Genomic DNA, 16022 nt, shown 5'->3' on the forward strand with positions numbered 1-16022 from the left:
AATAGACGAGCTACGTTTATTCCAAATACAGTGTGTTTCAGAAAGAATGTCATTATTTTCAATTTCAATAAATCGCACATAATCCTTTTTAACGACTGCATCGATTTGGGCACGAGCGCAATCCCTAAATCCAATTCTACGAACTCCACGATGGTGAGCCAGTTCCGAATTTCATGCATAGCCTATGCTTTCAGTAAAGCTGCCTTGATTGGGCTGACTCGGGTCGCAGCTTTGGAATTGGGTGCTTATGGTATTACTGTAAATGCGATTGGACCTGGTCCAATCGAAACAGAGCTGTTTAAGCAAGCCAATCCAAAGGATGCACCAGAAACGGAACAGATTTTAAAGAATGTGCCAGTACAACGTTTCGGACAGCCTGAAGATATTGCTCATGCTTGTGATTTTTTTCTCAGTGAAAAATCAGGATTTATTACGGGGCAAATTTTATATGTCTGTGGGGGCATGACCGTAGGCCTAAATCCGATTTAAATTGTTTAAATACAGTTCATTTAAAACGCAACGATAAAGTGCTTTCAAATAGAATCAAACGGATTTATTGGTCAAAATGAGCACTTTGGCAAATGGCTGAGTTTTTATGCAATATACAAATGTATAGAAATTTCTAATACTGATTTCTTCGTTGTATTGTTGAGGAATTCCCATGAGCTTAGCTCAAGTGACGAAACAAAAATCATATCTAAATCGTCCGAAAGCGCTTGGTATTACCGTACGTCGTCTACAATTTCACCCTGAAAAAATTAAACGACATTACTTTGCCAATTCACCTGTCATGTCACATATGCTCACGGCCTTGTCTTCGACCTTTCCGATTGGCGAACAATTTTTTGTACATAGCGTACGTAATGTTCGGGATAAGGTAACTGATCCAACATTACAGGCGCAGATTGCGGCATTTATTGGACAGGAGGCGATGCATTCCAAAGCGCATAGTGAGTTTAATGATGCATGGCGACGTGATCACTATAATCTGGATCGTTTTCAGGCATGGTTAGCGCGAAAAAATATTCATGTCCGCAGCTTACATCCTAAAATTCAGTTGGCCATTACCTGTGCCTTTGAACATTTTACCGCATTATTAGGTGGCTATATTTTACGTCATCCTGAAGTGCTGAGTACGCTTGATGAAGATGCGATCAAACTTTGGGTTTGGCATGCGATTGAAGAAATTGAACATCGCTCAGTTGCGTTTGAGGTGTATCAGGCAGTGTACGGCGATGACCGTGTTCGTCGTTTGTTGATGCGTAGTGTCACGACAGGCTTTGCGAGCCTAACACTGTATTCAACTACGCGTTTGTTTTGGCAAGATAAATGGCGCAGTTTACCTAAAATTGGAGGCAATCTATTTGGCTTGTATTTGTTAGCTAAGATGTTCATTCAATTATTACCTGAATATTTGTCCTATTACAAAGCGGACTTTCATCCAGCGGAACAGGACTATAGTCAGATTGTGAAATACTGGAAAGAGAAAATGGCAAATGAATATCACATGCAAAGCTTTCAGGAAGAAGTCATGCCAAAGCTCTATAGTTAAATTAATTGACTACAAAGATAAGTTTCATAAAAACGGATGTAAAGTCCGTTTTTTGATGATGTAAAGAAAAGAAACAAACATCACTTTCAATCCTCGCTAAAATGCATTTATGTAAAAAAATTCCAAGAAATACTAAGAGGATATCATCATGAATCTTTTAAAAAAGACTGCGGTTGCAACTTTACTTGCGAGTACTTTGGCTTTTTCTGGCTGTGGTTATAACACTTTACAGGCCAAAGATGAGGCGGTGACTGCTTCATGGTCAGAAGTACAAAACCAATATCAACGCCGTTCAGACTTGGTGCCAAATCTGGTCAATGTGGTCAAAGGTTATGCAACGCATGAAGAAAAAGTATTAACTGAGGTCACTCAGGCACGCTCTAATGTTGCAGGGCTAAAAGTTGATCAAAGCGTACTTGAAAATCCAGAACTATTTAAAAAATATCAGGAAGCACAAAGCCAATTAACGGGTTCATTATCACGCTTGATCGCAGTATCAGAAAATTATCCAGACCTCAAAGCCAATGAGCAATTCCGTGATTTACAGGTACAGCTTGAAGGCACAGAAAACCGGATTGCAGTGGCACGTAATCGTTATATCACCACCGTTCAGGATTACAACACTTATGTGCGTCAGTTCCCACAAGTCATGACTGCCAAAGTGATTGGTATGCATGAAAAACCAAATTTTAGCGCAGAAGCTGGCGCAGAAAAGGCACCAACAGTTTCGTTTAACTAAACCTGATTAGATAAATAGGTGCTGTGATGATCAAAACTGCCATGTTGGAGATGCAAAATCGCTGGAAAAAAGCGGTTTTGATGCTGCTGTGTTGTTGTGGATTTTTACTCTCGACCACGGTCTGGAGCGAAGTCGCCACTGCACAGGATTCGGATGATGCTGATACCATCATTGCAGGCAAGATCATTCAACAGCAACAAAACCCGCAGCAACAAAAGTCAGCAGCATCCACACTGCAAAGCTCGACTACGGTTCAACAACCTGAAATTGCCAATGATATGGCTGAAGGCGAATCGATTCGAGGACTGCCAAGTATGAATGAGCCAGTGATTGATCAGGCGAATCTACTCACAGCAGAACAGAAACAGACCATTTCACAGCAAATATTAAAACTTTATCAGGACAATAAAGCGCAAATCGGTATCGTCATTGTTCCGACTACGGGGCAGGAAGATATTTTTGATTATGCCATGCGGATCGGTGAAAAATGGCAATTAGGTTCAGCCAAACGTGATAATGGCTTGCTGATGGCAATAGCGGTCAATGATCGACGTATCCAGATTTTGACAGGATATGGTCTGGAAGGCGTCATCCCAGATATTGTCGCCAGTCGGATTATTCGTAATCAAATGACACCCTACTTTCAGCAAGGACAATACGCACAAGGCATACAAGCAGGTTTAAATGAAATTGATCGGGTCTTAAACCTTGACCCTGAAATTGCTCAACAAGCGGCGGCAGACTTAAAAGAACGTCAGGCGCAGGCCATGCATGAACAAGAAGCACGTTCACATATGCTGGTCTATTCTCTGATCATTATCGTCGTTGGGGTATTTGCATCATTTATAGTAGGAAATCGTGTGAGTGCGGCAACTGCCGGTGTGGCGGGTATCGTGGCTGGACTGGTCAGTGGTGTCGGTTTGGTTACCAGTATATTGGCGGGTTTTGGAATTTTCTTTTTACTGATTACTTCACTAGCACAGTTGATCTTGCAAATCTTTGCTTCTGGCGGAGGTGGTCGTGGAGGTGGAGGTTACGGCGGTGGAGGCTTTGGTGGAGGAGGCGGTTATAGTGGCGGCGGTGGTAGCTTTGGTGGCGGGGGAGCGTCAGGATCATGGTAACGAAAACAGATACAACACAAATCATCACTCAGCCGAAATTGGATGAAAAAGCACAACCGAGTTTAAAGCGTTGGTTTAAACATGCATTTTATTTTTCAGCCAGTAAACGCTTGTTTTCAAAACAGGATCAACTCGAGATAACAAATGCCGTTAAACAGGCAGAACATGGTCATATTGGTGAGATACAGGTGGTGATTGAAGGGCATATTCCTTGTTCTCAGGCTTATTATCAAAATACCCGTCGTCGTGCTGAACAGCTTTTTGCTGAATTAGGCGTTTGGGATACGGAATACAATAGTGGCATATTGTTGTATCTCAATTTGTGTGAACGGCAGGTTGAAATTGTGATTGATCGTGGCATTTGCGCTTTGACCCATGAAGCTGAGTGGCAAGCGATTTGTCAGCATATCGTGACTGAACTTAAAGCAAAAAATTATCGACAAGCGGTGGTCAAGGGTGTGTTGGAAATTGGAGAAATTTTAGATCAATTTTATGATAAGCAGATCACGGATAAAGATGATGAGCTCGATAATTCACCAATTATTTTAAATTAACGAGAAAAATCTCAAATGTTATTAAGTGACGATATTTGTCGCTTTTTTCTTATTTGGATACTTAAAGAAACAGAAATAAAAAAAACTTTTTATAAACTACTGTTTTTTATTTTGAAATGATTATAATCAGAGTTGGCATATTTTATGCTCATATAAATTAGCTTACAAAGCTTTATAAAAAATACACAATTCGTGGAGAATGTTATGAACGCACAAAAAGGTTTTACCTTAATTGATGATCGTTGTGGCGATCATTGGTATCTTGGCAGCAATTGCGATTCCTGCTTATCAGAATTATACAGCGAAGTCACAGGTGGCTGCTGGTTTGGCAGAGATATCACCAGCTAAAACTAATGCCGAAGCAAAATTAGCAGAAGGCATCTCTGGTAGTATCACAACAGCATCAGCTTTAGGGATTCAAGGTACAACGAAACGTTGTTCGACTATTACCGTAAGTGTTGCTGCAAATGGTACGAGTTCTATTCAATGTGCTTTAGTTGGAACATCAGCAATTGATACTAAGACTATTACTTGGAGTCGTACTCAAGATAATCCAACAACTGGAGAAATCGGTGTGTGGTCTTGCGCAACTACGGTAGCTGCTGAGTTTAAGCCAAAGACTTGCTCTTAATTAACTGTTACTCAAAGAAAGGCATAGTTTAGCTATGCCTTTTTGCAAAAAAGAATTTTTAAATGTTTTGTAAGTTTATAATTTCAACTTCTAGTATATTATATATTTTATTATTATTAATCCCTGTACATTATCAACCTTGGGCCAGTTTTCTTCAAGAAATAGTGGCTTTTATTGCTTTATTATTATTATTACTTCTATTTATTCATAAAAAAATATTAGTACCAAAATTAGTAATTCCTACCTTTATAGTAGCTTTAATCCCAGTATTTCAATTTTTTCTAGGGCAAATTTTCTATTATCAAAAAGCTATGCTTGCTAGTATTTATATCCTAAGTTTTGGCGTCGCATGTTCAATTGCATATACGATTTGTCAAAGACATAAAGAATTAAGTAAAACAGTGATGGAGTTATTGTCTATTACCTTTATTATCGCAGGTGTCATTTCCGCCTGTATCGCGATTGTACAGTGGCTAGGTCTTGTCCATGACTCAGAATATATTTTAAATCTTGTGGGGAATAGACCTTATGCAAATATGGCTCAACCCAATCACTTAGCGACATTACTCACTTTAAGTTTACTATCTTGCCTATACTTTTTTGAAAAAAGGAAAAATGCTTTAGTTTTATCAATTATAAGTATTATTTTAATATTTTGTATCGCTCTTACCCAATCAAGGACTACATGGTTAGTTAGTCTATTTGTTTTAATATTTTATTTGATGAAAACCAAAGAGTTTAACTTTAGATTGTCCAAAAATAAGATTTTTATTTGGTTTTTAAGTTATGTACTTATTATATTTTCCTTACCAATTCTTAATTCAGTTTTATCTCATTATTTTAATATTAATGATACAAGTACTGTAGTTGAACGTGCATCTTCTGGCTATTTACGATTAAAAATCTGGGATCAGATGCTTCACGCCATTATACAGAAACCTATATGGGGTTATGGCTGGAATCAAACTACTGCCGCGCAATATGCAGTTATTGATCGGGTGCATGGACATGAGTGGGCTTCAAGTGCACACAATATCATTTTAGATGTTATTATCTGGTGTGGGCTCCCAATTGGGTTAATAATCACAGGCTATTTTTTTTATATTTATTTAGCTTTCCTCATCAAGTCAAAGTCTAGTGAAACCATTGTTGCGACACTTATGATTTCGGCCGTATTAATTCATTCTCTTTTGGAATATCCACTTTATTATTCATACTTTCTTTTACCAGTCGGGTTATTATGCGGCGTAGTTTTATCAGAAATATCAAATAATTATATTAAAGTTCCTTTATTTTTTAATTGGCTTTTAATTGTTTTTAGCTTTTTCGGGACTGGCTATATATTTACTGAATATAATAAAATTTCTGATAACATGATTGCAGCAAATACGCATGAGATGAATGATCTAAAAACAGAGTTAATTTTGCCTTATCCTATCCCATTTTTTGATATGTTCAATGAAAGAGCAAAATGGATTGCGCTATATCCGTATTCAAAAGTGAGTAGCGAAGAATTAGATCAAAGCAGAAAAATGGTTCAAACTTATCTAACACCTTATGATTTGTATAAATTTGCAAAATTACTAGCCTTTAATGGTCATAAAGAAGAAGCGATTAGGCAGTTAACTGTTTTAAAAATTATGTATAATCAACGCTATAGTTATGAAAGTCTATTTGTAAAGGAGGCTTCTGTCAAAAAGACCTATTCAGTTGCTAAACAATAGGAAGGGACATGCGATGTTGGAATACCAACTGTATGGCATATATACTTTCCCTCTTGGGTTCTAGTTAAACTAATTTCTGCATCATTTCCCAATCCAGTTTTGTTCTTTAGTTTACAAGAAATAGCCTTATTAATTTCCCCGTTTTTTTGATCATAACTTTTTAAAATTTGGCATAACGTTGTTTCTTGAATGGGGGCACTAATAGGTAAACTGGTGGAGTATTCAGTATTGACTTCTAATTCATATCCTGCTCTTTTAGTTGATATCTCTTGAAATGCGCCTTTTAATCGGGTCGAAATCATATACGATTGATATAGAGGAATAGCAATAGAAATCAATATACTGAGGACAGTAACGACAATCACTAATTCGATTAGAGTGAAACCTTTAGACATTTTGACTCTCTTTTTTTAAATTTTGGTTACAAAAATCATGCCTAAAAATAATAATTAAATAATTCAATGCTTTAGTGGTATTAGCTAAATTTTTTTTCTAAAAATAGTTTTAAAGTGACGGATTTTGTTATTTTTGACTAATTTTAATTTATAAATTGATACCCCGAAATATAAATTCATATTACTTAGGCAATGTATAATCCCCACACTCTATTTTTCGCACTATACCTATGCGCGCTTTTTTCCTATTTTTAGCGTCTATTCTCATTAGCCTTGCATGGCTATCTCCTGATCATGCTTTTCCGTGGCTGACATTTTCCAGTGAAATGCTGAGTTTTGCCGCAGTACTGAGTTTATTGGCAGGACTGTGTGATCAAAATCTACGAGTTCCTAAAATTCAGTGGGTGGCTTTACCTATTGTCATCATTCCACTGCTTCAGGGGATGTGCGGACTGGTTCTGGATCTAAGTAGTGCCTTGTTATTTAGCTTTTATTTACTGGCTTTCTGGTTTGTTACGATTGCAAGTTATAACCTTGCTATACAAAATGATCGAAAAAAGCTTTTTATTCGTATTTGCTATGTTTTACTTATCACCAGTACTATTTCCAGTGTCATTGCGGTATTGCAATGGCTTAATCTGGATCAGCATCTTTATGGAGTCATGGAGCTTCGAGCAGGCAATCGACCATTTGCCAATTTTGCCCAGCCCAATAATATGTCGACATTTCTGGTTATGGGACTGATGGCATGCTTGTATTTATTTGAACAACAAAAACTTAAAAAGCCACTTTTAACACTAGCATCGGTGGTGATTCTATTTGCAATTGCTCTTAGTCAGTCGCGTACCGCATGGGTAGTGTGCCTATTCTTTATGGTTTACTGGACGTATAAAACTTATAAATATCCCGTTCGTTTACGTATGCCATATATGCTACTTTGGGTGATCGGCTTTGTTGCGATGATTTCTTTGTTACCTAACTTATCTAGTTTTATTGCATTATTGCGTGCAGAAAAAGTGGTGGAAGCCAGTTCGGTTGCCGAACGAGCAACTTCGGGCTATTTGCGTTTTGATATTTGGACGCAAATGTTACTAGCAATTCAACAGCATCCTTTTGGTGGTTATGGCTGGGGTCAAACCAGTCTGGCACAGCTTACTATTTTTAATCTGCATCCATCGCATGAATGGGTGACCAGTGGACATAATATTTTGCTCGATATTATCGTCTGGAATGGTTTACCACTTGGTTTATTGATCATTGGTTATATGACATGCTGGATTTTATGGTTGAATCACAAAGCAAAAAGTCTGGAGTCAGTCGTTGCACTACTTATGGTCGGAGCAATCTTAATTCATGCTTTGCTCGAATTTCCGTTACGTTATGCCTATTTTTTATTCCCTTTGGGCTTCTTACTTGGCTTTGTACAATCACAAGCTCCTGAGCTTAAAGCGTCAATTTTATCCAAGTATGTAGTGAGGGGTGTTGTTGTTATCGGTAGTATTTTGATGTTGCTGATTTGGCGCGATTATACGGTGTATAAACTCAATAATGGCTTGGCTTTTCGTGGCGAACAGCCTACACAAACCGTGTGGGGAAGTACCGATATTTATGTGTTAACGCAATTTAAAGATCGTATGCTTTGGCTGCAAATGAATCCGACGACACAACTAAGTGAGGATGAACTAACTCAACTCGGTCAAATGGTGAAAAATCGGGCATCACCTTATAATCTACATAAATATGCACAGCTATTATTAGCGAATGGTAAGGCGCACGAAGCAGGTCAATATTTATATTACTTAAATATGTTGCATCATGAAAGCTATACGCTTCAGGACTTAAGTGCGGAAAATGCCGCTTCAGCCATTTACGGTGAAGATGAGAAGAAGCGCTAAAAATAAGATCCAGTTCACTTAAATATCATGAGGGCGCTGGATCTTATCAATTTATCAGCAAGAGAAATCATCAGACGCCATGACCAACCTTATTTTAATTTTTGGAATGAAAATCTAAGGCTGATAGCTAATTCCCATGATTTGTGCTGGTAAAACCAGAGCATCTATGGCTAAAGTAAATGGCACGAGGGGAAGTCGTGTTAATTTTTCTTGAGTAGATAGTGTAACTTTCTCTCTTTTGTCTTGATAATATTGAATCCTAACTTTATACGGTTTGGATAAGGGTTTTAAAGAATCTAGGTTTTCTACCACAGGATAGAGATTTCCTTCCAGTTTAATCTGAAAAATATAATGCTGATTTTGTTCTGTTGCTTCCCCGCAATCACAGGGCAAAATACCGTATTGTTTGAATAAAAGTGTTTCTCTTTGGTTTAAACTGCCTGTTGATGGCGTATAAGAAAATTTTAAATATCCTGTGAAGTGATGGCTGTCTTTATCAGGTGAAACAAAGTTTAAATCTTGGCGAAGCTGAATATCATCTGGGTTAAGTTGGCTAATTAAATTGAAAAAATCTGAGCCACCTTTATTAAGCACATAACTATATTGTTTTCCTGCAATCACAATCGCATCTTTGGGTTCATTGACTAAAAATGTTGTTGGCTTACCAAAAGCCACCACTTCATCATCAACCAACGTTTTCCATCGGTCTCCGTACTCATATTTTGTAAAAAGATCGTGTGTGTTTCCACCGATGGTCTGATTCGACGTACAGCCTGAAAGTAAAAACAAAGATGAAACTACAGTGAATAAGGAGATTATTTTTAAATTTTTCATCAGCATTTTGAATGGGTTAAATTGGTCTTTAAAATAGCATAGCATCCATAAGAAAGTTTATTGAATTGATTATTTTGACGTTATTAATGGTTTTTATCTTAGTCTTATTTCAAAGCTAGATGTAATTTGAATATTTAAACTTTATGACCATTTATCCAAGTCCTACTGAATAAAAATCTGTTTTGTTGTAGCCTATTAGTATCGCTTTTATTTTATTCATCATGTTTTATTGTGATGTGGCATCTCGGGAGCATGTTATGAATCTGGTTAAATATCTGGCGGTCATAAGTTTCATGATGATGAACATGCCAACTGTGCAAGCTGAAGATGTTGCAGTATTGCCCAGTATTCATGCGATGGCGGAATCTGAATTGCGAGAAGAAGCTGGTATTGTTCCATTTCAGGAAGATAAAGCAGTACGTCAGGCGCTTAGACATCATATTGATAAAATTCAAAATGATATACAGAATCCCAAAGTTAATCAGAACCCTTATATCGCAATTGATTATCAACCTACAACTTCACCTGATATGAGTCAACTTTCTCCATTTTTGCAGCAGTATCTTTTATCGATTACCTCAGGATTACAATCATCTGACCCGACCAGTGGCATATTTAATATGCTTGCACCTTTAAATATCAACCGAAACAATGTCGATGCATTTCGTGATGGTACGATCAAAGTGAATGTAGAGGACATCTTAAGACTTCAGCAACAAATTAGAGATGGATTAAATCCTCCGCAAAACCCATGGTTTCCGCGTTAAAAAATTATCTATTTGGAAAAAAGAAAATCCCCGCAAATGAACTGCCCCCCGAAAGTTGGACAGTGAATTAAGCGGATAATAAGGACTGATTTCTGTATTGTACAGGGGTTAGTCCTTTTAATTTAACCTTGATTCGTTCATGGTTATAATAATGAATGTAATCTTTCACTGTTTGCTCCAACTCATCAACTGATTTAAATTCTTCACCATAGAAACATTCCGATTTAAGTATTCCAAAGAAACTCTCTATTACCGCATTATCCAAGCAATTCCCTTTACGTGACATACTTTGTGTCAAACCATGCACTTTAAGCTGTTGCTGATAATGGCGCATTTGATATTGCCAACCTTGATCTGAGTGTAAAATAGGGTTTTCATCAGGTTTGAGGTTACTCAAAGCCTCACTAAGCATGTTTTTAACTAAAGCATAATGTGGTTTACGTTGGGTTTGGAATGCAATAATTTCTCCATTGAACAAATCTATGAGAGGAGATAAATACAGCTTTTCACCATGTACTTTAAATTCCGTCACATCAGTCGCCCATTTCTGGTTAGGTCGATTTGCCTTAAATTGACGTTGTAATACATTATCAGCGATCTTACCGACTTGCCCCCGATATGACCGATACTTTGCCGTCCGAATACGTGATTTTAGCGCCATCAACTGCATTAAACGCAATACACATTTATGGTTAATCATCATGCCTAAATTCCGTAAGGCATAAGTCATTCTGCGATAACCATAACGTCCTTTGTGCCGATGATAGATTGTCCTGATTTGCTGTTTTAAATCAGTATATTTATCCTCATGTTCAAATGCCTGAACATGATAATAATAGGTACTACGAGCCATCTTGGCTGCACGTAATAAATGCTTTAGAGAATAGGTTTGCCTTAATCCTGATACAAGTCCTGCAAGCTCTGCTGTTCGGCTTGCTCTTGCGCTTCCTGTTCTAGTCTTAAGGCTTTCAGCTTTTTTAGAAAGGCATTCTCTGCACGTAAATATGCCAATTCTTCCAGTAACTCTTTTGAGGTTTTATCTTGGTCTGTCTTAGTAGATTTGGTTTTGACTGACTTGGGTTTAGGCATGAGTTTAGGTCGCCCTTTAGACTTTGGTTTTAAACCATCTATACCGTGCTCTCGATATTGACGCAACCAATTGAATATCTGTGATGGGCTTTTAAGGTCGAATTTAATCATTGCTTCCCGAGCGGATAGACCATTTATTAGAACCGACTCTATAACTGCCAGTTTAAGTTCGAGAGAAAGTACTCGATGTATTTGTTTTTCAGAAAAAGCCACTTCACCTTTTTGATTATATTGAGCTACCCATTGGCGAACGAGTCCCTTGTCAATATCAAAAAACTTAGAGGTTGCTGGATAACCGTAGCCTGATAAGTAATGTTGCACAACTTTTAATTTTAATGCTTTGGTATATTTAGCCATAGAAAAGCACCCTTCAAATTAGACTAAGTGTGTCCAACTTTTAGGGTGCAGTTCAAAATGAGCGGGATTTTTTATCGGCATTATTCTAATCATCATAATGGAATTTAATGTATGATAATAATTATTAATAGTTTTTAAAAACAAAGATATGAGCACTAGATTAATTGCACACTTAAAGAAGAAATGTGAAGCTGATGATAATGTAAAAATTTTACTTTCACAGTGGGAATTTGATCAAAAGTTAGTAGGTAAAGCTTTAGAAAATATTGGGGGCTTTTACCCACATTTTAGCAATCATAATGCATCACATTCACAGCAAATATTAGTGAATATTGAGCGTATTTTAGGTGATGATATTGATTTACTTAGTGCTACTGATACATGGTTAATTCTTGAAGCTGCGTATTGGCATGATGTTGGAATGTTAGTTGATGCAAAAAATGCCAAGGAAGTGCATTCAAATCCTGATTTCAACTTTATGATTCAAACAATCGCAAATGAAAAAGGGCATGATCTTCAAAAATTTTGCCAAGCTTATGTCGAGAAAAATTGGCTATCAGCAATAGGGACTGTAGAACATCCTTTTGATGGAGTAGAAAAATATCGCCAATTAGTTGCTGAGTGGTTTAGAAGAGGACATGACAAAAGAGTTGGAAAATTGGTTGAAGATCCTTTCAAAGATTTAGGGATAACTTCACCTAGAACCGAATTATTACCCAACCGAATTTATCGTTATTTAGGACAAATTTGTGTTTCTCATGGTATGGATTTTGATACTTTAATGGAAACAATTCCTTATAAACAGACTGGACTGGGTACAGAAGATTGTCATCCGCGCTTTATAGGGTGTTTGCTTCGCTTAGGTGATCTATTTGATTTAGATGACAACCGTTTTTGTCCTGTTATGGCAAAGCATGTCAGTAATATGCCTTCCGTTAGTAAACATCATCACGATAAGCATTTATCTTTACGTGAGTTTCAGCTTGATAAACGGACGGTGAAACTTGTAGCTGAATGTCCTGATGAAATGTCTTATGTAGAAACACAAAATTGGTTTGGATGGATACGTGAAGAATTCCAAAATCAAATGTCACAATGGAATCTAATAACACCAGATATTAAGTATGGTTCTTTACCAACAATTGAGCAATTAGATGTCCGGATGCAGATAAAAAATGATAATGGCATAAAAAGGGAGAAAATCTTATTAAATAATAAACCAATGAAATTTACATTGGATGAAAAAAATGGTATGGAATTACTGCAAGGCGCAAATTTATATAGTGATGAATTTAGTATTTATAGAGAACTGATTCAAAATGCTATCGATGCAACAATGATAAGAATCTGGCTTGAAGAAGATCAAAACATAATTAAAAAATTGCATCCATATCATAAAGATTTTATTGATATATGTAAAAAATATCCTATAGAAGTAGAGATTTATAGAGTAGAAAGTGTAAGTGAAGCAAATCATTTTTTTTGGGAAATTTCTATTAGAGATAAGGGTATCGGTATAAGTTTAAAAGATTTGAATTACATGCAAAAAATGGCTGGTTCAAATAGAAATTACGAAAAGAAAAAAATAATTAGAGGTGGATCAGGAAATTTGAACAACACTTATAAGTGATATTTTGCTCCCCAAATGATGTTATAAACATCAATATATGGAGTATTTTATGGCACGTAGACCAAGAAGAAATCATTCAAATGATTTTAAAGCTAAGGTAGCACTTGCTGCGATTAAAGCAGAAAAAACACTTGCTGAATTGAGTGCTGAATTTGATGTTCATCAAAACCAAATTATCGACTGGAAAAATCAACTGATTTCAGCTTCCTCGCAAGCTTTCGATCAATCAAAAGCTCCAACAGAACCACCCATCGATCTAAAAAAACTACATGCAAAAATCGGTGAGCAGGCATTAGAAATTGATTTTTTAGAAGGTGTGTTGAAGAAACTGGGCCGCTTCAACCACAAAAGTTAATCGATGACTCACTTCAGATTTCAGTATCTAAGCAAGCTCAGCTGCTGAAAGTCTCCCGTGGTTGTTATTACTATCGCCCAAAACCTGTGAGTGCATCAGATCTGAAGCTAATGCGGTGTATGGATGAGTTACATATGCAATACCCTTTTGCAGGTAGCCGGATGATGCGTGATTTGTTGAATCGTCAAGGACATCATATAGGACGACGTCATACACGTACTTTAATGAAGAAAATGGGCATTAATGCGTTATATTGCAAACCAAATTTAAGCCAGGCTAATCAAGCTCACCGCAAATATCCATATCTGCTCAAAGGATTGGCTATTCAGCGCAGTAATCAAGTGTGGTCTACGGATATAACGTATATCCCTATGGCAAAAGGCTTTGTTTATTTATGTGCTGTGATTGATTGGCATAGCCGCAAGGTACTTGCGCATAGAGTATCGATTAGTATGGAGGTTACATTTTGCATAGAAACATTAAATGAAGCTATTGAAAAATATGGTCGACCTGAAATATTTAATACAGACCAAGGCAGTCAGTTTACCAGTGATGCATTTATTGATGTATTGAAATCAAATGGCATTCAAATCAGTATGGATGGTAAAGGTCGATGGGTTGATAATGTGATGGTTGAACGATTATGGCGGAGCGTTAAATATGAAGAGGTGTATCTCAAAGCCTACAGCAATGTTTTGGATGCGAAGAAGCAATTAAACGCATATTTTGAATTTTATAATTTGAAACGACCTCATTCGAGTCTGGACAAAATGACTCCAGATGAGTTTTACTATGACCAGCTACCACAACAAAATAAGGTAGCTTAACTAGAGCAGAGTATCACTTATAAATAAGCTTTTAGTTGTTCAAACATGTGGGACCACCTCTATTGAAGACATGCCCATTTGGATGCGCCCATCAGGCGAGTTTGGTATAGGCTTACACAGTGCCTTCTTGTTATGTAAAGATTTACCTGAAGAAGATCAGTTTTTAAAATTTACGACCATGAATTATTTCACAAGCGAAAAACTTGAGGTAGAAATGAGTTCACCTCTTGGTAATAAAAAAGGGTATTGTTTTATTACTAAAGTTGAAAGTAAAAATAGAAACATAGGTACTGAACTAAGAGTTAGATTTTCTAGTAAATTTGATTTCTCAAGCCATTATTTAAGTTTGCAAGGATGTAGTGTTGATGAGATTGAAGAAAATAAAATTAATTTCTATAAAGAAAAAGTTTTTGATTTAATTTTAAAAAATACTCCTTTTTACAATGGTACTTTAGATAGTTATAAATGGGATGAAGAGAATTTTGTTGCATATAGAGTATTTATTAATAATGATCTAAATGAAAAAGTAGCAAGATTTAGGGGGCAAGCTGCTAATTTTATTAACAGGTGGGCATATCATGATTTTTTTATTGATTATGAGTTGGATTATTATGGTTTAAAGGCTAGTGATGCATTAAATATAAGTCGAGATAAATGGAATGATAATTTTTCTAAAAAAATAATTAAGGATGTGGAGGAATATACAAGGAAATACATTGAAGATTGGTCAAATGTAGAAAAATTTTTTATAGATAAACTTCTGGGATATAATTTATCGAAAAGTAATGAATGGAAAAAATATAAATTATGTTTTCTGAATAAAAACTTATTAATTAAAGATATATTTTTAAGAGATAATATATTTTTAAGTGTTGAATCTTTTGATTTGCTTGATGGTAATGTAAGTGGTATTAAAGATTATTTTATAATGTCTGGCAAGGTCTCAGAGGTATTTGGTGAGTTTATTAATGTTCAAGCTAAAAATGAGTTGTCAAGCTGCACAATTTTTGAAAGTGATGTAGGGTATTTTGATGGGGATGATGAAGAGTTTGATATAAATGCTATTTATATATCTCCTAAAGGAAATAAACCTCCAGATAAAATTAATAATATTAATATTAAGTGGGATTCTTTTGTTCCTGTTAATAGATCACTTGATAAATATATTAATACATTGGACTATGATTTTAGGCATATGAAAAGAAAAGTTGAAAGAAATGCTGAGGATGTATATATAATTGGTGATTTTTATATAATCACAGATAAAGAAACATTGGAAAATTATAACTTATTGAAAACAAAAGTAAGGAATATTGAATGTATCATAAATCCTTATCAAGTGGATAAGAAGGTATATCTTTTAGACTTGGAAAATTTGGCTACTTATTTGTTCTATAATAATTATAATAATTCAAAAGAACATACTAAAGAGGACTATTTAGAGGAAATAAAAAAATTAATAAAGGAACTTAGAATATATATAGAAAAATATGATCTTAAAATAAAACTCAAGAGATGAAAAGAAAACCCCACAATAAGCGGGGTTTCTTTT

The 16022-nt window shown here is 36.0% G+C and carries 13 protein-coding genes and 2 pseudogenes; 12 read left to right on the forward strand and 3 right to left on the reverse strand.

The features are described 5' to 3' along the window. The first annotated feature begins 150 nt into the window (after positions 1-150). The 7 genes and pseudogenes from I6L31_RS12060 (at position 151) to I6L31_RS12090 (ending at position 6321) form a co-directional block, all read left to right on the forward strand. Entirely contained in the window at positions 151-489 is a 339-nt protein-coding gene (locus tag I6L31_RS12060) for an SDR family NAD(P)-dependent oxidoreductase (RefSeq protein WP_005001110.1), read from the forward strand. Positions 490-661: 172 nt separating this feature from the next. Then, the gene (locus I6L31_RS12065; RefSeq protein WP_005001112.1) at positions 662-1552 is read left to right on the forward strand and encodes a metal-dependent hydrolase; all 891 of its coding nucleotides are present in this window, start codon (positions 662-664) and stop codon (positions 1550-1552) included. 148 nt (positions 1553-1700) lie between these two features. Then, positions 1701-2291, forward strand: a complete 591-nt coding sequence (locus tag I6L31_RS12070) for a LemA family protein (RefSeq protein ID WP_004991738.1) — start codon at positions 1701-1703, stop codon at positions 2289-2291. Positions 2292-2317: 26 nt separating this feature from the next. Further along, positions 2318-3412 carry a TPM domain-containing protein gene (locus I6L31_RS12075; RefSeq protein WP_005001115.1) on the forward strand — a complete coding sequence of 365 codons (1095 nt, stop codon included), beginning with the start codon at positions 2318-2320 and terminating at the stop codon, positions 3410-3412. Further along, positions 3406-3966 carry a TPM domain-containing protein gene (locus tag I6L31_RS12080; RefSeq protein ID WP_005001116.1) on the forward strand — a complete coding sequence of 187 codons (561 nt, stop codon included), beginning with the start codon at positions 3406-3408 and terminating at the stop codon, positions 3964-3966. Before I6L31_RS12075 ends, I6L31_RS12080 begins: the two co-directional genes overlap by 7 nt. A gap of 204 nt (positions 3967-4170) precedes the next feature. After that, positions 4171-4597: pseudogene (locus I6L31_RS12085) on the forward strand (pilin). A 62-nt stretch (positions 4598-4659) separates the two neighbouring features. After that, positions 4660-6321, forward strand: coding sequence for a PglL family O-oligosaccharyltransferase (locus I6L31_RS12090; RefSeq protein WP_005001123.1), 1662 nt, complete (start codon positions 4660-4662; stop codon positions 6319-6321). On the opposite strand, the gene I6L31_RS18505 is transcribed toward I6L31_RS12090, so the two are convergent. After that, the gene (locus I6L31_RS18505; protein ID WP_005001125.1) at positions 6300-6716 is read right to left on the reverse strand and encodes a prepilin-type N-terminal cleavage/methylation domain-containing protein; all 417 of its coding nucleotides are present in this window, start codon (positions 6714-6716) and stop codon (positions 6300-6302) included. The genes I6L31_RS12090 and I6L31_RS18505 overlap by 22 nt on opposite strands. 230 nt (positions 6717-6946) lie before the next feature. Between I6L31_RS18505 and I6L31_RS12100 the strand changes: the two genes are divergently transcribed. Further along, on the forward strand, positions 6947-8611 hold the full coding sequence (locus tag I6L31_RS12100) for a PglL family O-oligosaccharyltransferase (RefSeq protein ID WP_005001126.1): 1665 nt from the start codon (positions 6947-6949) through the stop codon (positions 8609-8611). Positions 8612-8725: 114 nt separating this feature from the next. On the opposite strand, the gene I6L31_RS12105 is transcribed toward I6L31_RS12100, so the two are convergent. After that, entirely contained in the window at positions 8726-9451 is a 726-nt protein-coding gene (locus I6L31_RS12105; RefSeq protein ID WP_035271588.1) for a YidX family protein, read from the reverse strand. A 251-nt stretch (positions 9452-9702) separates the two neighbouring features. Between I6L31_RS12105 and I6L31_RS12110 the strand changes: the two genes are divergently transcribed. After that, the gene (locus tag I6L31_RS12110; protein ID WP_005001132.1) at positions 9703-10212 is read left to right on the forward strand and encodes a hypothetical protein; all 510 of its coding nucleotides are present in this window, start codon (positions 9703-9705) and stop codon (positions 10210-10212) included. Positions 10213-10279: 67 nt separating this feature from the next. On the opposite strand, the gene I6L31_RS12115 is transcribed toward I6L31_RS12110, so the two are convergent. After that, positions 10280-11658 (reverse strand): IS3 family transposase gene (locus tag I6L31_RS12115; protein ID WP_370684981.1). Its coding sequence is split into 2 segments (ribosomal slippage): positions 10280-11193 and positions 11193-11658, totalling 1380 coding nucleotides; the frame shifts between segments, so codons are not numbered across the junction. A gap of 148 nt (positions 11659-11806) precedes the next feature. Between I6L31_RS12115 and I6L31_RS12120 the strand changes: the two are divergent. The 3 genes and pseudogenes from I6L31_RS12120 to I6L31_RS12130 form a co-directional block, all read left to right on the forward strand. Further along, positions 11807-13249 (forward strand): annotated as a pseudogene (locus I6L31_RS12120) (HD domain-containing protein); the annotation flags it as partial. Positions 13250-13337: 88 nt separating this feature from the next. Then, positions 13338-14470 (forward strand): IS3 family transposase gene (locus I6L31_RS12125; protein ID WP_223235881.1). Its coding sequence is split into 2 segments (ribosomal slippage): positions 13338-13590 and positions 13590-14470, totalling 1134 coding nucleotides; the frame shifts between segments, so codons are not numbered across the junction. Between the two features lie 70 nt (positions 14471-14540). Continuing rightward, positions 14541-15989, forward strand: coding sequence for a hypothetical protein (locus I6L31_RS12130; RefSeq protein WP_005001146.1), 1449 nt, complete (start codon positions 14541-14543; stop codon positions 15987-15989). Positions 15990-16022: the final 33 nt, after the last annotated feature.

Origin of the sequence: Acinetobacter septicus, assembly GCF_019355975.1 — a bacterium.
Classification (GTDB): domain Bacteria; phylum Pseudomonadota; class Gammaproteobacteria; order Pseudomonadales; family Moraxellaceae; genus Acinetobacter; species Acinetobacter ursingii.